Source organism: Microbacterium sp. W4I20 (genome assembly GCF_030816505.1).
Classification (GTDB): Bacteria; Actinomycetota; Actinomycetes; order Actinomycetales; family Microbacteriaceae; genus Microbacterium.
Genome location: NZ_JAUSYB010000002.1, coordinates 107,784 through 129,823 on the forward strand (window position 1 = coordinate 107,784; position 22,040 = coordinate 129,823).

Consider the following 22,040-nt stretch of genomic DNA (forward strand, 5'->3'; position numbering starts at 1 on the left):
AAAACAGTCAAAGGAAAGGCAGGCCGATGACGACGGGGTTTGAGCGCTACAGCGGACATGAGGTCTGGGAAACTCTTCGACTCAAGCGAGAATCTCTCAACGCAGCGCGGTTTGACAATGAGGCGTCTGAACAAGCGCGCGAAGACATTATCGAATGGCTCGACGAGGCGCTGAAGACACGAGCCGCTCGCCAGCCATCTCTGTATCTGGGAGCGCTGGATCAGCTAAGCGCAGCCCTGAATCAGCTCCCCGTTGACACAGCGTCCTTCAATCAGTTCGTGGCGTATCGGGCTCATAACGGGTACCCCTTTCAGCTGCTTGAGCAGGCACTTCAAGGGTTGCCTCTGCCTCCACCTAAAGATCTCAAAGCATCGTATGTTGAGCTGCTGGACCGTGAGGTCGAGGCGCGCACTGCTCGTTTGACCGAGTTAGAACGACGCATTGCGGAGACTGAGACAGCACTTCAAGATCGCATGAAGGAGTTGGAGGGCGTCAGCGTTGCTGCGGAGGCGTTGCAGGCCGATCTCCAGAGCCAGCGGGAGGAGATTGCCTCAGTCAGCCAGTCGGCCGAATCGGACATGCGCCTTGCATGGCAGGCAGCGCTCGAAGAGTGGCAGCAGGAACGCAAAGCGAAAGACAACGAGCACGAGGCTCAAGCGCTCGAGAGCATCGCCACACTCGCCGCAACCACCAGTGCTGGCGAAGCTCTAGCCGAGCATGCTGCTGGCGATCTAAGCGCCACCGATTGGTACGGGCGCGCTAAGCGAGAGCGCACCGCCGCTCAGTGGATCCGGGTCGGAGCCTGGATCGCGTTCGTGTTCGCAGGCGCCGTCGGCTTCTACATCGTTAACGAAGCGATCATCAAGAACTTCGACATCTCCATTGGCGGAGGAATCCTGCGCGCTTCCATTGCCGTCGTCATCGGCGCGTTTGGCGCGCTACTTCTGCGCGAGGCGGGCAGACATTTTCGGGAGGCCGATACGGCCGAAGATGTGGCTCTGTCACTCAAGGCTTTGGCTCCGTTCTACGCTAACTCCGCCGATGGCATCCGTCTGGCAGCGCGAGTCGAGCTAGGAGACGCCGTGCTGGTCAAGAACGTGCTGTCTAGGTTCTCCCATCGGGACGCGTCCAAACATGGCGCAGAGGTCAAGCCTGCAGAGCTCCCTGGGCTGGTCAAGGAAGCTGCAGAAGCACTAAAGATCACGGGAGACGCAACGACGAAATAGAGGCATCCCGTCGATTGGCAAGCCGACTGGCAGGATGAGCTTCGTGGACTACGACTTCAGTTCAATCGGCACCGACGGGTTCGAGCGTATGGCTCAGACCCTCGTGGTGGCTGCGCTCGGCAACCACGTGAAGCCCACTGGCGTCGGGCGTGACGATGGTCGTGACTGCTATTTCAACGGGCCCGTGAGCTACTCGGGCGTAACCGGTCCCTGGGACGGCTACGGTGTCGTCCAAGTGAAGCATCGCGCGCGGGACTCGGATACAACCACGAACCGTCAGTGGGTGCGCACTCAGATCTCATCGGAACTCAAACGCTGGAAACCGCAGCATGGAAAAAGGCGCGACAAGCGAGCACGGATCCCGGCCTATTACCTCTTCGTCACGGGCGCCACGCTCTCTCCGGAGGGCCAGGACGACTGCCTCGCCTTCCTGAGGGAGAAGTGCGCAGAGATAGGGATCATCGACTGCGACCTCTGGTCCCGCGCAGAGGTCTCGCGCCACCTCGATAAAGAACCGGGCATCCGCCAGACATATCTCCACATCATTCTTCCCGGCGACATCGTCGAGGCGATGCGTAACGGAGCGGGCGAGCAGCACGCCCTTCTCGCTATGCATCTCAGCGTCGGAGCGCTCCGAGAGCTGGGAGAACGGCAATGGGCCCGCCTCAGTGATTCGGGCCTGCAAAGCGAGGAGCGCCTACGGCTCACATCGGTGGCCGTCGATCTCCCTTGTGCGCGGGAAGGAACGACGGACCAATCTCAGGGCATCCTGCGTACCGCTGTCGCGCTGGGGGAACGCGACCTCCGTCCGTCGGAATCGAATCAGTACACAGGTATTCTGCTGAAGGGCGGGCCGGGACAGGGCAAGAGCACAATCGCTCAACTCCTCTGCCAGTTCTATCGAAGCGCATTTGTCGAGGACAGCCCCGCGCTCCTCCCGAAACAGAGAGAGCTTCTAAAATCGACGGCCACAGCGGTCAGTCGACTAGGTCTTGAAACTCCAGTGCGAAGACGCTGGCCAGTGTATGTGGATCTATCGAAGTTCGGTGACAGCCTTGCCAGCGACGAGGGCCAGTCGCTGCTGAGTTACATCGCATCGTCTACCCAGATTCAAGGTCAGACGATGCATGAGGCGGATCTTATTCGTTGGCGCAACGTGTGGCCGTGGGCTGTAGTACTTGATGGGCTCGATGAGGTTGCGCACGCTACGATCCGCGAGCGCGTGTCCAGCGCCATCGACGATTTCATCACAGACTGCCGGATGAGTGATGCCAACGTGCTGTTTCTCGCGACGACTCGGCCCCAGGGGTACCACGGTGAGCTGGGCGGGCTCGACCTAGATGAATTGAGCTTGCATAGTCTCGGTCCGCAGCAGGCGTTGGAGTATGGCAAGTTGCTGGCGAGCACACGTTATGACGATGACCCAATAGCTCGGAACCGAATCGTTGAGCGGCTAGAGGAAGCGTCCGAGTCTGCATTGACCTCAAGACTGATGTCCACGCCCCTGCAGGTGACAATCATGTCGACGCTGCTCGAACAGGCTACTCGCGTCCCCGAGACCCGTCATGCCCTTTTCGACGCCTACTACAGTGCGATCTACTCACGCGAGCAAGCAAAAGCCTCACGCCTCGGCGAAATCCTTACGAAGTACCGTCTCGTCGTCGATTTTCTTCACGAACAAGTAGCGCTTTACCTGCACATTCAGGCGCAGTATGCGGGACGAGCTGAATCACTTCTTGACAGTGCTCGGCTCGCGCAGCTGATCGCATATCGCCTCAGGTTGGACGAGCATGACGAGCGGGATGCTCGACGCCTCGCCGATGAGATCATTACTGCAGCACGAAACAGGGTCGTCTTGCTTGTCGGTAAACATGACAACTTGCTGGGGTACGAGATCCGGCCGATTCAGGAGTACTTCGCTGCGCGCGCCATCACCTCTGGCTCCGAGGCGGAAATCTATGCCCGCATCGAGAAACTGATCCCTGGTGCCCATTGGAGGAACACCCTGCTACTCGCCTTCGGGCGGCTGGAGACGCACACAAATCCGCAGGTCCCACTGGCTCTTGTGAGTTTGTGCGCCCAGGCGGACTCCGCGTCCCCTCTCTCACTGGAGGTTGGACCGGGGCGCCGTCTTGCGCTCTTCCTGCTAGCGGATAGTTTCGCTGCCAACGTACCGCGGCTGAGGAGAGCGTTGCTGAAGCAGGTACTCGATGTGTTGGCGCATTGGCCGGACGCAACGATCCCTCAGCTACAAGCGGTGCTCTCCGCTGAGATCGAACAGGATTCCACCAGTCGGGCAATTGTTCAGCAGGCACTGATCACCGCGATCACTGGCGGCAGTCCATCCATCGCCGCCGCCTGCGCTGTTCTGGTCCCATGGCAGCGAGCACGTCAAGGGCGGGGCACGCTCGCCAACTTCGTCCTCGCTCAAGACCAGCGTTGGCGTGCGACGCCAGCCGACGTGCAAGTTCACGTGGACGCCGGCGGGGCCCTCCGAGAGCTGATATCCACAAACGATCTCACCCCCACTGAGCGTGCCGTGCTCGAGAATGTCCTTCTGCGGTTCGGCCAGTGGGCGTACCGCAGTGGAGTCCCTCTAGCCACGCTTGGAGCGGTCACGCGCCAACCACTTCAAACCGGTCCGGCGTTGCCGGAGGAGATCTTGCGCTCGGATCGCGTCACCGGACGGTTGTTGGATGCGTTGAATGCCATCCTCCCCCCCGACGGTGACCTTGCCCAGATTCTCCGAGAACAGCTGATTGCGGTGAAGGAAGGGCTCCCCGCATCCGCAAACGAACTGATTGCGGACAGCGTGCTCGCTCTGCTCGATGCCGGATCAGACCGCTGAATAGCTCGGATCTCCTCGAAGAATCAGCCTCGACTGAAATATGCCCCTATCAGGGTCGCCGGTCCACCAGTGGGATCGCAGATCGGAACATCTGCGGGAGAATCGCGTAGCTTGTAGGCGCCCGGGGGAGTCTGCGCGCAGCGAGCCGGCACGCGAGTGTCTTCCGGGGGAGCGGATGCAGCGTCGGGCTCGATAGGGGGCATCCGATGAGGTCAGACGCGAAGCTGTTTACGTACGAAAAGCTTCCCGTGGTGATTAGTCGGGGATGTCTTGGAGCCGGTCGTAGACATCGACTGACTGTGGGACGCCCTCTCCGGCTGGCTGAAGCTGGTGCTCCCACATCTGTCTCACGAAGCTATTGACCACTGGCGCCTCCTCCGTGTCAATAACGATCGTAGATTCCGTTGCGATTTTCATGGTTACGACCCTTGCGAGTTGGTGCACCTCTTCATTCGAGGGGGCCTGGTCGCCGAACACGATCAGGGCGTTGCTGGATAGCGGCATCACGGTATAGCTCCGTTTCGGCTTCCCCGTCCGGTGGAGTGTGATGGCATGGATGCTGGTATCGCCGAGCAGCAGTGGCCCGATACGGGCGACCAGCGTGACGGGGGGCAACAGTTGCGCTAACGCTGGCAGTGCCTGCAGGCGGATCCCCTTGAGTTGCTCGCGGTCCGTAATCGTTGCAAGATGAGCGAGTTCACGCGAGGCCTTATCCGTGCGGCCCCAGTTCGCCGGACTAGGCACCATCATGACGTTTCCGCCGTGAGTGCCGTACTTTTGGGTCGGTGAGCCACGCAGCGCCGGATAGCGGTCGTGAAGGAGAACGGCATACTCCCGCACCGCGCTCAGGTCGACGCTCGTGGGCACTCTCGTAAAATCAAGCAGGCGGGGGAGAGCCCGGCTGAAGGCATCCTCCACCCTCCCGTAGGCGGCCTCGATCGCTGGCGCGTTGAGGCCCCGGTCGGCAGCAACGGCTTTGCCGATGTCCAACGCCTTGGGCGCTTTCATGCCACGGCGCAACACTGTGACTCGGTTGTTTGTTGCCCACTGACGCATGTGCGCCCGGGCGATGTAGTGGTCAAATGGTAGACCCATCGAGCTGCTCCCGACATCGCTTCGGAGGTTTTGCCCGAATCGTACCTGTGACAGGCATGAGTAGGCGATCGGCTACCTCTCTGTGTTGACCGACACGGCAGCTTCTTCCGCCATCATGGGCGATTCAGTGCGGGAGGTAGCAGGGGAGCGATGCGAACTGCAGCTCGCGATCATTGCTGAGCGGCGTCCGCGTCCCGCGGTTGGTGTCTTGGGGTCCGTTGCCGTCGCATCCGGTCGGTCGAACCGCTCGCGTGCGATTGACCGGAATCGATACGCCGGTGGTCAGCCACGACAGAGAACCGGGGGAGTGCTACGCCGAAGAGGCGCGCGACTTCCTCGACGGCATCGTGTACGGCAACACGAAGAGCGACGAAGTGATCCATATCCCGACTGGCCATGCCGTCATCATCCCAGGAAACGCCCTTCAAGAGTCATGACGTGAACCAGCACCAGCTGGAGTGGTCCTGCATGCCGAAAGCGCCGCGAGGGTTGCGGCGCAACCAATCTCGAGAACTTGCGTCCTCAGCACCCCATCCCAACGCCGCTTCGATCTCCTCCGCGGATGGTGACCTGCCGTGAGTCACGACCAGTATTTTCGGCTTCTCCTCACGGCTTCGGAACTCTCGGCTGAGGAGATCGTTGACCGCTACATCGCGAAAGCTGTAGCCGATGACTAGCCAGTGCTTTGATCGCGTGAGGCCCTTGCCAAAGACCTCGTACGCGAGTTTGAACGGATGCGCCTGAACGTCTTCAATTTTCTGCCTCTCGCGGTTCAGAACCACGAGAGGGCGTAGATCCGTGGTTCCTCGCCTCAGCTTCTTAAACAGCTGATTGCCCTTCACCTCATAGCGGTCGAGTTTTCCGAATTGAGATCCATCCTTGGTCGCCCAGTAGGTCAGCGACCCGTGAAGGTGAAGAAGGCGAACTGGGTACTGGGCGAGCGTCGGAAAATCGGAAGCTCCTTCGCGCAGCAACATCGCCGGCACTCCCTCGCTCCCCAACTTGGTTCTCCGGGATTTCCAGCCGTGGCCAAGATCGGCAACCCGTCGAGTTCCGACGTTCAACAGGGCAGCGAGAAGGATGGTGTCGTAGTTGAGATTGCCGAAAGTGATGCGTCCAGAGAAAGAGTGGTAGACCGCCCTCAAGAGGTCGTCCAGTGGCTCAGACTCTATGTAGCTACTTCTACTGTTGTCGTACACAACTTCCAGGACGTGTCCCGTACCAACGTTCCGAAGCTCCCGCGCAAAGTCGATGACCTGCTCGATCGACTTCGCGAGTTCCCGATCTTTCGGGTAGGAGAGCTTGGCAAGAGACTGGAGATGGCTGAGGCTCCGATGCTCCGCACCAAACGCGCCCACCAAGCGTTCGAAGTCATTGTCGCTGGTCTCGCCAGAGGGCAACGTTGCGTCGGCAAGCTCTCTCATAGCCTGCGCGACATTCTCTCCGCCGTCACCCGAATTGCTGATACGCCTCCGCACCTGTCGCGTGATATTCGACAGCAGGAGCTTTTCGTTGAAGGCGATCGACAGACCGTTGCCGACGAGGACGGCTACATCACGGTCACGTGTCTTTGGCACAGATCCCCCAATAGTCGGCTCCGACAACAGTGTATGGATCGGCTGTCACCAGGGGGTGATCGTTTGGGGATCGCTCAACGTGCACCGCGGGGCCGCCGGCTGGTTGCAGGGGAGCGTCGCCGACAAGAACGACACCGTCGTCCGTTACGCGCTAGCTGGCGCCGCACAGCCAGTCGCAGTGAGCAGGTACGAACTCACGGCGGAGACGCAGAAGGCACTGCCGGACGAAGAGAGCATCACCTGAGCGTTCGAGGACGAGCTCGCACTCGAGGCTGTAGCCGATGACGATGAGGGAGAGAAGTAGACGACGCCACGCATGACTCTATTGGAACTAATAGTTCCAATAGAGGACAGGCAAACGTCATTGGATTGCTGTGATTGGTGAGTCCATCCAGGCTCTGGTGCCGCCAGCCATGCTGGATGTACCGTGATGCCCAGCCAACAGGAAGGACCGACATGGCCAACAATGACGAGGACCGGTACGTCGTCCAAAACAAGGATCGTGGCGGCTGGGACGTGAAGAAGGAGGACGCGCAGCGTTCGTCCGGTCACTTCGACACCCAGAAAGAAGCCATCGACCGCGCCCGGGAAATCGTCGACAACTCCGGTGGCGGCCGTGGAGACATCCGCATCCAGGGCCGTGATGGCAAGTTTCGCGACTCCGACTCAGGTCGAAAGAACGAGTCGCCGCGGAAAGACACGCGCTAAGCCCGTTCTCACAGGTCGGCGTGGCGAGCGACCGACAGAGTACTGTCACCTCCTAGCGTCAGAATGACCAGCTCCTGCGCGAGGCTCCACCCCTACGGTGCGTCGTACCGCCGATCCCGTTGGACCCCCCTAGAGTGACATTGCGCGACAGTCGTGCGCCCCGAACCCGGCCTTGAGCCGGGTTTTGTCGTTAAGAGCTATTCCGGAGCCGCGGCCCAAGGGCACGCGCACGGACCAAGTTCGCGGCTACGGCCGCGTTCCACCGTCCCCTTCCGTGGACGGACCACCCAGAGGGGAGGTCGCAACGTGGATCTTTCGAGCCTGTTCTCGGATCCGCTAGTGCTGCCTGCTCTGCTGATCGCAGCCGGTCAGGTCACCTGCCGGCTGCTGCCCCTTCTGTCGAAGCGAGCTAACAAGCTCGCCGTTCGACTGATCCGGGCCAAGCGGAGCAAGTAGCAAAAAGCGCCCAACGCCAATGGTTAAGGAGGAGTCTGCCCAAAATCAGACTGACATAATTACGAGTATCGGGCAGAACATGGACCAGGTGTCTCGGCTCCCGGCCGGGTGAGTGTAGCCGGTCAGCGAGGTCCGGCCGGCGGGGTGGGAAGCCCTCCGCCAGCGCTCCAGTCGGGCTTGCCGCCAGCGGCGTTGGAGGTGATCGAGGTGCCGAGGATGAGGAAGCGCACTTCTTCGTCCGAACGGGGGCAATGTTCGACGCCTCGAGGGATCACGTAAAGGTCTCCTGGGGCGAGTTCGATGTCGCCGTCGCGCAGCTGGATCGTCAACCGGCCGCCGAGCACCAGGAACGTCTCGTCTTGATCGTCATGGGAGTGCCATCGGGTGGAACCGATGCCCTTGGCGACCTTGAGAAGCGTGCCGTTCGCCTCGCCCACGACCACCTGCGACCAGTATTCGGTGAGGCCGTCTAGGGCCGCGGCGAGCGACACGGCGCGCCGCTGATCGGTGAGAGGTGGTTCTGAGTCGAGCATGCGCGGTACCTTTCGACGATTTTGTACTTCAAGGTACATCAAAGCGTAATCGTGAGTACACTCGGGCTATGGACACTCGAACCCGTATCCTCGACGCCGCCGCTGATCTCTTCTGGGAACGCGGCTACTCGGCGACGAGCCCGCAGGCGCTTCAGGAGCGGTCGGGGGTCGGCCAGGGCAGCATGTATCACCACTTCTCGGGCAAGCGCGATCTCGCGGTCGCGTCGCTGCGGCGGGAGAGCGAGCGGCTGCGCCGGTCGACAGCTGACCTGCTCGACGGGGCAGCAACGCCCCTCGACGCGGTGATCGCGTATCTCTCGACCCCCCGGGCTCCTCTCAAGGGCTGTCGGTTGGGGCGCATGACGCAGGAGCCCGAGGTGCTCGCCAACGACGAGATGCGGTCGCCCATCGCTGAGACGTTCGTCTTTTATCAGGGCCGGCTCGCCGCCCTTCTCGAGGCAGCGCGCCGGGATGGCCAGCTTCGCGCCGAGTTCTCGCCGATCGACGTCGCCGCGACACTGGTGGCCATCGTGCAGGGAGCGCATGTGCTCGCCCGATCCGAACAGTCGGCGGATGCGTTCCAGCGGGTCGTTGCGGGAGCTGTCCAGCTGGTCCACGCGCTTCGCGCCTGATGTCGCCCCGCAGCGGCCGAGGCCTCGGTGAGGGATTTGGCAGGCTGCTCGGCGCGAACCTTACCTCGAGTCTCGCGGACGGCATCGCGCGCACCGCCGCACCGCTCCTCGCTCTGCGACTGAGCGACGATCCGCTGCTGATCGCCGGCGTCGCGGCGGTGATCATGGTGCCCTGGCTGTTGTTCGCGCTACCCTCCGGGATGCTCGTCGATCGGTTCGATCGCCGGCGTATCCTCGCCCTCGCCAGCGGGTCGCGCGCCGCGCTGGGCGTGCTGCTTCTCGTGCTCACCGCGACCGGCTGGCTCTCGATCTGGTGGCTCTACGGCATCCTGTTCGTCTACGGCATCGGGGAGACGCTCGCCGATGGGGCGATCCGAGCTATCGTCCCCAGTGTCGTTGGCCCCAGCGATCTTGCTCGGGCCAACGGCCGGATCGAGGCGGGGGAGCAGGTGTTGCAGGGTTTCGTCGCAGCCCCGCTCACGTCGGCTCTGTTCGCAGTGAGTGCCCTCATTCCACTGGGGATGGACGCCGCGGCCTTCGCTATCGCGGCCGGGCTCGCCCTCGCGCTCCCGCGTCGCGCGTCGGGACGGACGGCGCACGTTCCCACGCAATCGCTGGGCGTACAGCTGCGGGCGGGCTGGCGATTCCTTGTCGCAGACCGGATGCTGTGGATGCTGTGGATGTTCAGCACCTTCTTCGGGTTCAGTCTCACCGTGGCGAGCAGCCTCGTACCGTTCGTCGCCGTTGACTCGTTCGGACTGCCGGAGGGGTTGTTCGGTCTGCTTCTGCTCTTCGAAGCCCTTGGGGGTGTCCTTGCCGCGGCGGTCGTGGACAGGATCCGTCGCCGCTTCGGAACGGGTCGCACGATGGCGGCGGCGGCTGTCCTCGGCTCGCTGGCGTTCCTCCTTCCCTGGGCTGTGCCGCAGGTGTGGGCGCTAGCCCTCGGATTGTTCGTCTACTCGGCCGGGTTGGTCATCTGGAACGTGCTCATCATCTCGCTGCGGCAGGCAGCCATTCCGACGGAGTTGCTCGGGCGGGTCCACGGCACATGGCGCACCCTGCACTGGGGAGCTCTCCCGCTCGGGGCGCTCGTGGGCGGCCTGATCGGCCGCATCGATCCAACGCTGCCCTTCCTCGTGGGCGGGGGCGCCGCGGCTGCCGGAGCGCTCCTGCTCAGCGGACGCCTCCGCCGGTTGCCCGAGCCCGAAGACCTGTGAACCCACCGCGGATCGGGGTCCGCGAGCGTGACGCCTGCACTCACCCCACAGCGGTGAGTGCGCTCGGCCCGTCGTGGGATTCGGTGCTTCCTCGTACTCCTGGTGTTCTACTTCTGTTCCTTCTCCGCCTCTTGTATCGTCGAGCCGGCTCCGGTCATCTATCGCCTCTCATATCGTCACAGCCTGCTCGATCCATCAATGAAACGGGCAACCGCGTGTTGCCCTCGTGGCGCGGACCCGTCCCCCGGAGGAGGGTTTGGTGGGGAGGCGGCGGTAGTTCACGCGAAGGCCTGCGTCTTGAATGCTGAGTGCCGGGTCGCTCAGGACGGCGACGGCGGCCGAGAGGCCAGCAATGGCGAGTTTCTCTCCCGGGCATCGGTGGCCGGTCTCCACATCCGCGCCGCCGTGCGGGATGAACGTCGGGATCGCCTCGAAATCCTCGACGTCACGGAATCGTTCCGGATCGAAACGTCGTGGGTGAGCCCAGGACCGCTCATCGGTATTCGTGCCCAGAATATCGAGCACGACTCGACCTCCAGCGGCGACACGGTGTCCATCGATCTCGATGTCCGCAATCGCCCTGCCTGGCAGCATCGGAACAAAGGGAGCGGTTCGGCGGACCTCTTGGGCGAACATGACCGCCAGTGGTCCTCCGACAGGCGCTTCACGCTCGCGAGACTCGGCAGCGATCCGTCCCCGCCACTCGGGCCGATCATGTAACTCCTTCGCCGCGAACGCGACGAACCGGGCCACGGCGATCATGGGGCGAATACTGTTCTGCAGCTCCACACCCGCCACACGAGCGCTGAGCAACTTTCCGTCCCGACCGCGGTGGTGCGCCCACAACTCCAGCGCCGTTCCCGCAGCAGGGCTCAATGAACCATCCCGCACGGCCTCGATCAGACGAGCGGCATGACGATCCGACCACATCCGGTTGACGACGGCAAGAGCGTACGCCGGCGAGTAGGGAGAGCCGAACCCGTCCACGATCTGAGCGAGCCGTGCCGACCATCGCGTCTTCGCGGCAGGCGTCCCAGGTAGCCCGGCCCATCCCATCACGGCGCGACCGAGCGCTCCCACGGCCGCGTCGTACGCACTACGCTTCCCGCCATCCAGCCACGCCGCCCGCTCAGACTCCCACTCGCGCTCCAGCCACGGGGTGAGTCTCTCCACCTGCGCATCCTCATAGGCGACATCAACGAAGGTCGACTTGCGGTGCCGATGATCTTGACCGTCGAGGCTATGAACAGATCCGTGCCCGAAAAGCGTTTCCTGCACCAGTGCCGGCATGGCACCGGTGCGGGCGATCCGGCCCTCGTCGTAGAACAGACCGACACCTTCCACACCCCGCACGAACACGGCATCGTCTCCGAGGAGCCTCATCGGCGCCGAACGTGCGCCGTGCCACACGCGCCGCCAGATCCGGTCACCAAATCCATAGCCACGCGTAAGCAGAAAGATCGAGTCGTCACGAGTCACTCGTCGAACTGTGGGGGCCAGAGAACTCTCACGCTGCATCAACATGATGCGACGATCACACATCGCGATCCGCGATCCCAGAGGGGAGCGATCCTGCCGCCCTTGTGATAGAAGAACGCATCCAAACTGACATAAGTACTATCAGTGGTGGTTCCGCCGGCCGGTAGTGGGGGAGTGATGTGGATCATCTGTCCCGCGCCCGTCGGACTCATCGAGCTGGTCTTATGCACGTTGGGAGTGGTCTCCGGGCGGGGGCTCTCAACGCGCCTCGCGATCTTCGCTGAGCGGCGTCCGCTCCCGCAGCCGGTTTTCTTGGGGGTCCGCTACCGCCGCATCCGGTCGGTCGAATAGGTCGGGGTCGCGTAGGCCCCGCCTTGCGGGACGTCCGGGTCGATGTGCTCGGGTGCACTCCACCGGACGGCATTGTCTCGGGGAACGAATCCCGCCGCCGTCCCAGCTGTGAGGTCCCACCATCCTTCAGTGTTCGCGGACACGGCGTAGAAGACCGTCGTGTGTTCCGTGGTGGTCATCGCCGCGATCAACGCGCGCACGGCGTCGGCGGGGCTGAGCCATGTCCGCTGTTCTCGGGCGGACGCTGGTTGCTGCTCGTAGCTGCCGATGCGGAGCGAGATGGTGCTGATGCCGAATTTGTCCGCGTACAGCCGGCACAGGGCTTCTCCGGCAACCTTCGAGACTCCGTAAAACCCGTCCGGGCGGGGCGGCATGTCCGGTGTGAGTTGATCGCCGGACGGGTAGAGGCCCGTCAGGCGGTTGCTGCTCGCGTAAACCACGCGGGGGACGCCGGCCCGCCGGGCGGCCTCCAGGACGTGGTAGGTGCCGACGATGTTCACTTCGGCGAGGTCGTGGAAGTCTGCCTCGTTGGGGATCCCGCCGAGGTGGATGACACCGTCCGCACCATTGAAGAGGTCGACGAGCGCATCCAGGTCTGCGAGGTCGGTGCGTGCGGCGGATTCCTGCGGCCCGAGGGGAGTTATCGTGCGGATGTCGGTGGAGACGAGCACCGCCTGCCGTTCGAGGAGGGCGGAGCGGAGCTCCGAACCGATGTTCCCGGCTGCTCCGGTGATGACCCAGCGGGTTCCAGCGATCTCTGTCATCGTGCGATCGTACAAGGCGTAGGGGCGAAGGTCCCGAGACGCCCGGGGCTATCCGATACCGGCCGCACCCAGAAGCGAGCCGAGACCGTAGGTCGCTGCGAGTGCAAGAACGCCACCGACCACGACGCGCAGAACCGACTTCCTCCTGGAGGACCCACCAAGCTGGGCGGAGGTCCATCCGGTCAACGCCAACGCGACGAGTACGGCGAGGGACGTCGCCGGCACTCGCCAGGGATCGGGTGGGATCAGGATGGCTAGAAGGGGAAGCAGCGCTCCGATCGTGAACGCGAGCGCTGAGGCGCCTGCTGCGTGCCAGGCGCTTACGACGTCGGCTTCGTCGATGTTGAGCTCGGCTGACAGATGCGCGGCGACAGCGTCATGCTCGGTGAGTTCGATAGCGACTTGGCGGGCCGTCTCGAGGCGCAGACCTTTCGCGAGATAGAGGCCAGTCAGCTCCTCCAGCTCCTCGTCGGGCATGTCGCGAAGCTCCTGTTTCTCTCTTGCGATGAGTGCCCGCTCGCTGTCGCTTTGACTGCTCACGGACACGTACTCGCCGAGAGCCATCGAGATGGCTCCGCCGACCAGGCCCACGATGCCCGCAGTGAGAATGGGACCGAGGTCACTAGTTGCGCCGGCGACGCCGACGACGATGGCGGCAACCGAGACTATGCCGTCGTTAGCGCCGAGCACTCCCGCACGCAGCCAGTTCAAGCGTTGCGCGAGTCCCTGACGGTGTGGCTCGTCGGAGTGCGGGAGCGGGGAAGGCGGGACGGCTGGGGGCATGCGCTCACTCAACCACGATCTCCCGCCGTACGGCGGCTCGCGTCCACCGGGACCTTTGGCCCTGGCTGAGAGCGTGCGGACGCCCGATCGTTGGGGTATCCCGTCGCGACATCTCGTCCGCGGCACGACATGAAGGATTGCCATGACTGCTCTGCAGACACCACTCCCGCGCTCGGCTGAACCCCTCAGTGCCGCGAGGGGGGAAGAGACGCGCATTGTTACCGTCGCCAGCGGGCGGCGCTGGCTCGCCGTCATGAGGCTGGCGACCGGCTTCATTTTCTTGTGGGCGTTCCTCGACAAGACGTTCGGCCTCGGCTATTCGACGCCGCCCGAGCGGGCATGGATCTCGGGTGGGACACCGAGCCAGGGCTTCCTCAACAGCGACTCCGTCATTGGCCCGCTGAAGCCCTTCTTCGCCGCGATCGCCAGCCCCGTCAGTGACGCGCTCTTCATGGTCGGGATGCTCGCGATCGGACTGGCCGTGATCCTCGGCGTCGGCCTGCGCATCAGCGCCGTCGTCGGCGCGATCCTCATGCTCGCGATGTACCTCGCAGAGTGGCCCTTCGGCGTCAACGCGGCATCCACCAATCCGCTGGTTGACTACCACATCATCTACGCCCTCGCCTTAATCGTCACCGCTGCCCTCGCGGCCGGGGACACCTGGGGTTTCGGACGGCAATGGAAGGCGCTCCGGCTTGTCCAGCAGAACCGCTGGCTCGTCTGACGAAGCGGCGGGGCAGCGAGATCGCGGCGGAAGCAGGGTCACATGAAGACGATCGTCGTAGGTTTCGACGGCTCCAACGCGTCCTTTGTGGCCGTGGAATGGGCGGCCGAGCGGGCCGCCCATGGCGAGAGCCGGGTCGAGATCGTCACCATCGGGGGCACCATCCTCTCGGACGAATCTCGAATTGGTGAGTCCCTCCGTGCCGCCGAGCTACGTCTGCGTGACAGCGCGCCAGGTTGCGATGTCACCTCGCGGCGCGTGGAAGGCACCATGCCGGCGGCGCTGCTCGAGCAGGCAGCTGCAGCGCATCTGCTGGTCGTCGGCGCGCACCGAAACGGCGCCGCGAATTCGATCATGTCCGGCCGATTCCTCCGGCTCGCGACGAGATCCCTCGTTCCGATCGTCGTGGTGCCTGATCACTGGTTGCCCTCGGATGCTGCGGTCGTCGTCGGTCTCTCCGGCCACGAGGCGTCCTCTCAGGCGGTGGAGTTGGCGGCCAGCGAAGCGAATTCGACCGGTGCATCACTCGCGATCGTGCATGCCTGGGAGATGCCCGTGCCGCGAGTCGAGGGGCCGGTTTCTCTCCGGGCGTCTCCAATCCAGGTGAGATCCGAGCACGCAAGGACTGTGCGCCGCGCGACGCTGAGCGTGCGCGCCGCGTATCCCGCCCTGGCGGTGGAACAGGTGCTCGCTCACAGAGGCGCGGCAGAAGTGCTCCACGAGCGCGCACGGGACGCATCCCTCCTGGTCATCGGTAGCACTCATCGCGGGATCCTCGCCGACCCGCTGTTCGGATCGATCACACACGAGCTGCTCACCCGATCCGCGATTCCGGTGTGCATCGTGCCGCACGCGGCGCTGCCGGCGTGATCGCTCGATAGACTCGCGACGACGGGAGGCAGTCATGCCCGAACGTTCAGGTCCACCCGATGAAGCGGCCGACGCGGCACTCGCACAGCGCAGGCTGCGTGACCTGCTCGACGCGAACGCTTCCATCGTCGAGCGACTCGATCTCGAGGTCGTGCTTCGCCGCATCGTCGAGGCCGCGATGAGGCTGGTCGATGCGCCCTATGGCGCGCTCGGAGTCATCGACCGCGATGGCGGTATCGAGCGCTTCATCCACGTGGGGATGGATGCCGCCACGGTCGAACGGATCGGCCCACCGCCCGTGGGGCACGGCCTCCTTGGGGCCGTGATCACCGAGCACACGCCGATCCGGGTCACGCATCTCGCCACGGATCCCCGTTCCACCGGCTTCCCCGAGCACCATCCGCCGATGGATGCGTTCCTCGGCGTTCCGGTGCGCGTCGGCGACCACGTCTACGGCAATCTCTACCTGACCTCGGGAGACAAAGGGCCTTTCACGGAAGAAGACGAAAGGCTCGTCATCGCCTTGGCGGCCACGGCGGGGATCGCGATCGAGAACGCGCACCTGTACGACATCGCGAAGACCCGCGAGATCTGGAGCGAGACGACCGCCGACGTGATGGCCGCGATGTTGGAGGTCTCGGACGAGAGCGTGCTCGAGGTCATCGCGGAACACGCCGGTGCCTTGATCGACGTCGATCTGGTGGTCGTCGCTGTGCCGCACGGCGACGATGACTTCCGGGTCACGACAGTCCATGGTGTCGATGCCGCTTCGTTGCGTGGTCGAATCTTCCCCGCCGCCGGAACCCTCGCAGCCCGCGCACTGGCCACGCAGCGGGCGGCGAGCGTCGGCGGCGACGGTGACGCCGACGCCGACCAGGCGCCGGTTGACTGGCAACCGGGGGCGGGCCCCACCGTCGCCATCCCGCTCTACAGCGGCTCCGAGCCGCTCGGCGTTCTCACCCTCGCTCGACGTCTGGGAGCGTCCGCATTTACCGACGCGGATCTCGATCTGGCGTTCGCGTTCGCCGCTCAGGCCAGTGTCGCCATCGAAGTGGTCAGAGCCAGAGAGGACCGGCGGCGCCTCGAGACGAATCGTGATCGCGCGCGGATCGCGCGCGATCTGCACGACCATGTCATCCAGCGCCTCTTCGGCGCGGGTCTGTCGCTACAGGCCGTGTCCGCGACGGTCGATGCCACCGCGTCCGCGGTACTCGAGACACAAATTGACGCCATCGACGCCGCAATCAAAGACATTAGAACGGTCGTGTTCGCGCTGGGTGCAGGCGACCGCGGTAGCCAAAAGCGCACTCGCGACCGCCTGCTGGATACGGTGGCAGAAGTCTCCGTAGGTCTGTCGTCCACTCCGCGCATCACTTTTTCCGGGCCGCTCGACTCCCTCGTTCATGCACGGCTCGCGGATGAACTCGTTGCGGTGCTGCGCGAGTGCCTCACCAACACGGTCAAGCACGCACACGCCCATCATGTGGAAGTTGCCGCTGAGGTGACCGGCGACGTCGTCGTTCTCACGGTGCTCGACGACGGCCACGGCATCCCAGCAGGAGCGCGTTTGAGCGGGTTAGCGAACATCACCGAACGAGCGCAGCTTCGCGGCGGCGTATGCACCATCACCTCAGAATCCCCCTCAGGGACTCGCATCGAATGGATGGCCCCGGTGAGCGATGGCAACCAGTCAGGAGAAACATGATTCGCGTCTTTCTGGTCGACGATCACGAGATGGTGCGGCGTGGAATCGCGCAACTGATCGACGCGGAGGCCGACCTCTCGGTGATCGGCGAAGCGGGCACGTTTCGCGAGGCCGTCCGGCGAATCGATGCCACCCAACCCGACGTCGCTGTTCTCGATGTCCGGCTCCCCGATGGTGACGGGGTGACCCTCTGCCGCGACATCCGTTCCGCGCACCCGAAGATCGCCTGTCTCATCCTGACGGCCTACGACGATGACGATGCCCTGCGTTCGGCGATCCTGGCTGGCGCCAATGGGTACGTCCTCAAAGACATCCGCAGTGGCGCACTCATCGACGCCATCCGCCGCGCCGCTGCCGGAAGTTCGATCCAATCCGACGACGTGCAGCGCCGTGGGGTGTCTGCCATCCGACCGACCCCACAGAGCGTCAACGAACCCGCCAACCTCGACCTCACGATGCGGGAAAGCCAGGTGCTCGACCTCATCACGGGCGGCCTAACTAATCGTGAGATCGGAGCACGACTCGGTCTTGCCGAGAAGACGGTGAAGAATTACGTGAGCGGGCTGCTCGCGAAGCTCGGAATGGAACGGCGCACTCAGGCGGCGGTTTTTGGTTCCGAACGGAAACACACGACATCCTGAGCCCTTCCAACGGCACTATCGGCTCTTCAGCGGGGACAGACCGGATGCTCCCCCGGGGAGCTATGTCGACCGACGACGCCGACGCGCCCGCCTATGAGGTGCAGACGAGGAGAACCCTGAACACAGCTGCGATCGGAGCACTCGCCATCCCCACAAGCTTCTCGTCATACGGGCGTCTCGCCGAAGCCTCCTCACGCCGGCGCCCAAGATAGGTCCTAAGACCTATCGGGAGACTGGACGGAAGCGATAGGTTGACGTCAGACCGCATGAAACGGCGATCTATGGGCCGGTGAAGTCCCCAGCAACGCCGGCTGGTGGTCCCGAGGGTTCCCCAGACCTGCCGGGACCACCCCTTCAACACATACGCGCGACGGCCAACGTGCTCCTTCCGCGCGCAACGGGAGCCGGGCTTAGTCAGCGATAGCGTCGCTATGCTCCGCCGCGGTCGCTGTTCGTCAGCGTCCGAGGCTCGCCTGCATCATCCCGGCGCCGATGCCCCAGGCTGCCAGAGCGGCTACCGATCCAACGAGCGGGAGCCACCATGCAGGACGCCGACGTATCAGCCGGATGATTGTCCAGATCGCTGCTGCGATGAAGATAAGCGGTGGGGCCACGAGGGCGAGGTAGTAGCCGGCGGTCATTACCCCGAAATCGCAGTTCGTGCCGGACCCGCACCCGTCCGAGACCATGGCGAGGAACAGCGACACGAACGCGAGCATTGCGAATCCGATGAAGCCGGCAATCAGGAGGATGCTGGATGCCACGACGTCACCGACTCGGACCGGCCGCCGCTGCGCGCCATGACCAACAGCAGGGGGCGCGAACGGATCAGGCATGGAACGAGACTACGGGCCGCTCGTCCACAGAAGTGTGGAGCGGCAAATGATCAGGCGATCCGCTAGGGCGCATCTGGGGCTCGCGCGCCGATCCTCAGCCATTCCGCGTTGGGGCCTTCCACCGAGGAGCCCCAGTCATCGCTCGGTGGAAAGCTCAGAACGCATGGCGCGAATCATCCCCAGTTCCAGCACGGCGCCCCTGCGAGCAGGGTACGCGTTCCCGGAGGGGGCGTCCGGATCGAGCTGGCTCACTGGTTCCACGATTCGCTGTAGGACCTTCGGCCCTATCGTCGTCTCTACGCGCGACGCAGGCTGGTCGGTGTGAAGGACCGCGACCAGGGAATGGGGCCGATCCTTCGTGCACTAGCGCCGCTTCCGGCGTCGGTGCCTTTTCGGAGGGGGAACTTCTCATGCGCAAGCCCACGATTCGTACTCGGCGACTCGCCACGTTCATCGTCGGTCCTACCGCGATTGTGATCGCAGGACTCATGGTCTGGCAGGGATCCAACGCTGCCTTCACGGCGACCACCCGCAACACCGGCAGCAACTGGGAGACTGGGTCGGTGATCCTGTCGGATGACGACCTCGGCGCGGCTGCCTTCCGCATCGACGGAGTCACCCCCGGCCAAACCGGATCGAAATGTCTCGTCGTCACCTCGCAGTCCACCGTTCCCGGACAGGTTCGCACCTACGTGCAGAACCTCGGAGCGCAGGGACTCGAGAACAACATCACCATCTCCCTGCAGCGCGGAACCGGTGGCAGCTTCGCCGATTGCACCGGGTTCGTGGCCACAACCACTCTGCCTCCGCTGTCTCTGGCGACGATCAACACCGGCATCAACAACTACGCCACGGGCGTCCTGCCCTGGACCACCGCGGGGATCGCCGGAGAGGCCACGGTCTACAGGGCGACCTGGACCTTCGATGTCACCAGCTTGACCCAGGCGCAGATCGATGCGCTGCAGGGCAAGTCGGTCAGCGTCGACGTCGTCTGGGAACTGCAGTCCTCCTAATCGCTTCGGCGACTCGGAGGCAGAACAATGACGGGGCAACCCGCGGGGGAGGAGCCCCCGACTCGGCGCGCAGCTGCGGCCGACTGGGGGCTCCTGCTCGTGCGCCTGCTCGCACACGGATACCTAGTGTTCATCGTCGCGCTCGTAGGCTGTGCCACCCTTCCTATGGTGTTCGGGCTCACGGGAACCGTGGTGCAAAGCGAATCGATGATGCCACACATCCGCATCGGCGACATCGTTCTCTCCCGGCCGTTGCCGGCACAGGCGGCCACGCCCCTCGGCCTGGTAGTGACCTTCCCCGCCGCCCCCGGGTCCGCGACACCGGGCATCCGACTGCACCGCGTGGTCGGAACGAACCCAGACGACACTCTGATCACGGCAGGTGACGCCAACCGGGATATGGATAGTGCTCCACTTGACCGCGCTGACATCATCGCGGTCGCCTCCCTCCTCATCCCCTGGATCGGCCTGCCAGCTTTCTGGTTACAGCACGGCCTCATCCTCCCGTTTGCCGGTTGGCTCACCGTCACCCTGCTGGCCCTGACAATCGAGTTCTTCGCGACACGGGCCGAGAACAGGGAACGACGGGGACGCCGGCCCGAGCACATCCGACCGCCGCGGCGCCGCCGCGCTCTGAGCGGCACCGCGCATGCGCTGCCCGTCGCAGCGCTGGTGCTCTGCGCCGCACTGGTTGTCACCGCCCCTAACGCCCCGGCGGCCAGTGCCGCGTTCACGGCGGACACGGTCAACACGGCGAGCAACTGGGTCGCCGCGGTGGACCAGACTCCAACCAAACTCGTCTTTACCGCGAACCCGTCGAGCTCGACCGGTGGCACAACGTTCGCGACCCAGCCTGCTGTGAAGGTCCAAACCTCAAACGGCGGTCCGACCGTTAGCACCGTGCCCGTGACCCTGTCGATCACCACCCCTGCAGGTGCGACCCTCGCCTGCAGCTCCAACCCCGTGGCGGCGGTCGCCGGGACGGCCCAGTTCTCGGGCTGCAAGATCGACAAAGCTGGCACCTACACGCTCACCGCAACCTCCCCCAACCTATCCGGAGCGACCAGCACCAACATCACCGTTACCGTCGGCCCGGCGATCAAGCTCTTGTTCTCGGCCACGCCAGGCAACACGGCCCGTAACACCGCCTTCACTAAGCAGCCGGTAGTCGTCGTGCAGGACGCCGGAGGCAACACGGTCACCAGCAGCACCATCCCGATCACTCTGTCAATCACCAGCGGCACGTTGACCTGCACGAGCAATCCCAAGAACGCGGTGGCAGGCGTGGCGACATTCGCCGGATGCCGGATCGACCAGACCGGCAACCACATCCTCACAGCACGCTCCGGGGCCTTGAGCGGAGCCAGCTCCACATTCTCCATCTTCTCGGTCGCCAGCAAACTGACCTTCGTTACATCCCCCGCGTCAACGGTAAGCGGCACGCCTTTCGCCAGCCAGCCGGTCGTCGCCATCCAGGACGCCACCGGTTACACCACCAGCGGGACAAACCCCATCACCCTCACCCTCACCACCCCGGCAGGCGCGACACTCGCCTGCAGCCCCAACCCTGTCTCCGCCATCAACGGCACCGCCACCTTCAGCGGATGCGCCGTCGGCAAAGCCGGCACCTACACCCTGACCGCTTCCACTACTGGCTTGAGCTCGGCAACCAGCACGAGCTTCACAATCAGCGCAGGCCCACCCACCCGCCTCGCCTTCACATCGTCACCATCGAGTTCGACAAGCTCGACCAGCTTCACCACCCAACCAATCGTCGCCATCCTCGACAACTTCGGAAACACCACCGGCAGCACGTCATCAGTGACTCTCGCCGTCACCACACCTGCCGGGACAAGCCTCGCTTGCACGAGCAACCCGAAAGTGGCCATCACCGGCATCGCCACCTTCTCGGGATGCCGCATCGCCCGGGCAGGAACCTACACCCTGAGCGCAACCGCGAGCGGGCTCACTTCCGCTGCAAGCGGTAGCTTCACCATTTCCGCCGGCCCCGCCGCAAAGGTCGCGATAACAACCGCACCCACCACCGCAGTCCGCGGTGTTGCGTTCCCCACCCAGCCCGCCATCGCCATCCAAGACGCCGCAGGTAACCTCGTCTCGACCACGACCTTCGTCAGTCTCACAATCACATCTCCGACCGGCGGAGCAAACCTGGGGTGCTTCTTCAATCCGATCCTCACCGACGGAGGAACCGGTACGTTCACCGGATGCCGAATCGACCGCGCCGGGACATTCACCCTCACCGCAGCATCTCTCGGACTGACGCCCGGTCAAAGCACGAGCTTCGTCGTCGGTTGATCGTCATCATGTCGACAGCGACCACACGACCTTGTTCTGACATCAGCACCCTTCACCGGCAGGTACGTGATCCGTTGGGATGGAGTTCGTCGGCCCCTTCGGGCTGATCGGATCTCTCGGCTGCAGTGCGTGCTTGCGCGCGCAGCGTTCGGAGCTTGACGGCACCAGGCCGTTGACCTGTCGTCTCGGAGATCGGCTTCCGAGAATCGTCGGAAGGCTCAGGTCAGTCGTGCCGAGACGGTGAGGTCGTCGTCGGCCGTGACGCG

Annotated in this window: 20 protein-coding genes; 13 read left to right on the forward strand and 7 right to left on the reverse strand. The window is 64.0% G+C overall.

Annotation, left to right across the window (positions count from 1 at the left end):
- The first annotated feature begins 26 nt into the window (after nt 1-26).
- Nucleotides 27-1,226, forward strand: coding sequence for a hypothetical protein (locus QFZ21_RS20920; RefSeq protein WP_307381638.1), 1,200 nt, complete (start codon nt 27-29; stop codon nt 1,224-1,226).
- Nucleotides 1,227-1,269: 43 nt separating this feature from the next.
- On the forward strand, nt 1,270-4,074 hold the full coding sequence (locus QFZ21_RS20925) for an NACHT domain-containing NTPase (protein WP_307381639.1): 2,805 nt from the start codon (nt 1,270-1,272) through the stop codon (nt 4,072-4,074).
- A 255-nt stretch (nt 4,075-4,329) separates the two neighbouring features.
- Here QFZ21_RS20925 and QFZ21_RS20930 read toward each other — a convergent pair whose 3' ends face one another.
- Entirely contained in the window at nt 4,330-5,169 is an 840-nt protein-coding gene (locus QFZ21_RS20930) for a DUF4238 domain-containing protein (protein ID WP_373426057.1), read from the reverse strand.
- 251 nt (nt 5,170-5,420) lie between these two features.
- On the opposite strand from QFZ21_RS20930, the gene QFZ21_RS20935 reads away from it, so the two are divergent.
- Complete coding sequence (locus QFZ21_RS20935) at nt 5,421-5,606, forward strand: thermonuclease family protein (protein ID WP_307381642.1); 186 nt, start codon at nt 5,421-5,423, stop codon at nt 5,604-5,606.
- Here the strand turns inward: QFZ21_RS20935 and QFZ21_RS20940 are convergent.
- Nucleotides 5,601-6,746 carry an SIR2 family protein gene (locus QFZ21_RS20940; protein WP_307381644.1) on the reverse strand — a complete coding sequence of 382 codons (1,146 nt, stop codon included), beginning with the start codon at nt 6,744-6,746 and terminating at the stop codon, nt 5,601-5,603. The genes QFZ21_RS20935 and QFZ21_RS20940 overlap by 6 nt on opposite strands.
- A 55-nt stretch (nt 6,747-6,801) precedes the next feature.
- On the opposite strand from QFZ21_RS20940, the gene QFZ21_RS20945 reads away from it, so the two are divergent.
- Both QFZ21_RS20945 and QFZ21_RS20950 read left to right on the forward strand, forming a co-directional pair.
- Entirely contained in the window at nt 6,802-6,990 is a 189-nt protein-coding gene (locus QFZ21_RS20945) for a hypothetical protein (RefSeq protein ID WP_307381645.1), read from the forward strand.
- 212 nt (nt 6,991-7,202) lie between these two features.
- Nucleotides 7,203-7,454 (forward strand): DUF2188 domain-containing protein, encoded by a 252-nt coding sequence (locus QFZ21_RS20950; RefSeq protein WP_307381648.1) that lies wholly within the window; start codon nt 7,203-7,205, stop codon nt 7,452-7,454.
- A 578-nt stretch (nt 7,455-8,032) separates the two neighbouring features.
- Here QFZ21_RS20950 and QFZ21_RS20955 read toward each other — a convergent pair.
- On the reverse strand, nt 8,033-8,443 hold the full coding sequence (locus tag QFZ21_RS20955; protein ID WP_307381650.1) for a cupin domain-containing protein: 411 nt from the start codon (nt 8,441-8,443) through the stop codon (nt 8,033-8,035).
- Between the two features lie 68 nt (nt 8,444-8,511).
- Here QFZ21_RS20955 and QFZ21_RS20960 point away from each other — a divergent pair, with 68 nt between their 5' ends.
- Nucleotides 8,512-9,075, forward strand: coding sequence for a TetR/AcrR family transcriptional regulator (locus tag QFZ21_RS20960; protein WP_307381651.1), 564 nt, complete (start codon nt 8,512-8,514; stop codon nt 9,073-9,075).
- A complete protein-coding gene (locus tag QFZ21_RS20965; RefSeq protein ID WP_307381653.1) occupies nt 9,075-10,292 on the forward strand; it encodes an MFS transporter in 1,218 nt (405 codons plus the stop codon). The genes QFZ21_RS20960 and QFZ21_RS20965 overlap by 1 nt, the downstream gene beginning before the upstream one ends.
- Nucleotides 10,293-10,487: 195 nt before the next feature.
- On the opposite strand, the gene QFZ21_RS20970 is transcribed toward QFZ21_RS20965, so the two are convergent.
- The 3 genes from QFZ21_RS20970 to QFZ21_RS20980 form a co-directional block, all read right to left on the reverse strand.
- Complete coding sequence (locus QFZ21_RS20970) at nt 10,488-11,771, reverse strand: cytochrome P450 (RefSeq protein WP_307381656.1); 1,284 nt, start codon at nt 11,769-11,771, stop codon at nt 10,488-10,490.
- A 323-nt stretch (nt 11,772-12,094) separates the two neighbouring features.
- On the reverse strand, nt 12,095-12,886 hold the full coding sequence (locus tag QFZ21_RS20975) for an NAD(P)-dependent oxidoreductase (RefSeq protein ID WP_307381658.1): 792 nt from the start codon (nt 12,884-12,886) through the stop codon (nt 12,095-12,097).
- A 48-nt stretch (nt 12,887-12,934) separates the two neighbouring features.
- Nucleotides 12,935-13,669 carry a VIT family protein gene (locus QFZ21_RS20980; protein WP_307381660.1) on the reverse strand — a complete coding sequence of 245 codons (735 nt, stop codon included), beginning with the start codon at nt 13,667-13,669 and terminating at the stop codon, nt 12,935-12,937.
- 142 nt (nt 13,670-13,811) lie between these two features.
- Between QFZ21_RS20980 and QFZ21_RS20985 the strand changes: the two genes are divergently transcribed.
- The 4 genes from QFZ21_RS20985 to QFZ21_RS21000 are packed head-to-tail and all read left to right on the forward strand — an operon-like array spanning nt 13,812 to nt 17,609.
- The gene (locus QFZ21_RS20985; protein ID WP_307381663.1) at nt 13,812-14,393 is read left to right on the forward strand and encodes a DoxX family protein; all 582 of its coding nucleotides are present in this window, start codon (nt 13,812-13,814) and stop codon (nt 14,391-14,393) included.
- A gap of 42 nt (nt 14,394-14,435) precedes the next feature.
- Entirely contained in the window at nt 14,436-15,263 is an 828-nt protein-coding gene (locus QFZ21_RS20990; protein ID WP_307381666.1) for a universal stress protein, read from the forward strand.
- A 34-nt stretch (nt 15,264-15,297) separates the two neighbouring features.
- Nucleotides 15,298-16,968 (forward strand): GAF domain-containing protein, encoded by a 1,671-nt coding sequence (locus tag QFZ21_RS20995; RefSeq protein ID WP_307381668.1) that lies wholly within the window; start codon nt 15,298-15,300, stop codon nt 16,966-16,968.
- Nucleotides 16,965-17,609 (forward strand): response regulator transcription factor, encoded by a 645-nt coding sequence (locus tag QFZ21_RS21000; RefSeq protein ID WP_307381671.1) that lies wholly within the window; start codon nt 16,965-16,967, stop codon nt 17,607-17,609. Before QFZ21_RS20995 ends, QFZ21_RS21000 begins: the two co-directional genes overlap by 4 nt.
- Nucleotides 17,610-18,064: 455 nt before the next feature.
- Here QFZ21_RS21000 and QFZ21_RS21005 read toward each other — a convergent pair whose 3' ends face one another.
- Nucleotides 18,065-18,445 carry a DUF6264 family protein gene (locus QFZ21_RS21005; protein WP_307381674.1) on the reverse strand — a complete coding sequence of 127 codons (381 nt, stop codon included), beginning with the start codon at nt 18,443-18,445 and terminating at the stop codon, nt 18,065-18,067.
- A gap of 410 nt (nt 18,446-18,855) precedes the next feature.
- Between QFZ21_RS21005 and QFZ21_RS21010 the strand changes: the two genes are divergently transcribed.
- Together QFZ21_RS21010 and QFZ21_RS21015 are read left to right on the forward strand one after the other, a co-directional pair.
- Nucleotides 18,856-19,458 (forward strand): hypothetical protein, encoded by a 603-nt coding sequence (locus QFZ21_RS21010; protein ID WP_307381676.1) that lies wholly within the window; start codon nt 18,856-18,858, stop codon nt 19,456-19,458.
- Nucleotides 19,459-19,584: 126 nt separating this feature from the next.
- On the forward strand, nt 19,585-21,774 hold the full coding sequence (locus QFZ21_RS21015) for a hypothetical protein (protein ID WP_307381679.1): 2,190 nt from the start codon (nt 19,585-19,587) through the stop codon (nt 21,772-21,774).
- Nucleotides 21,775-22,040: the final 266 nt, after the last annotated feature.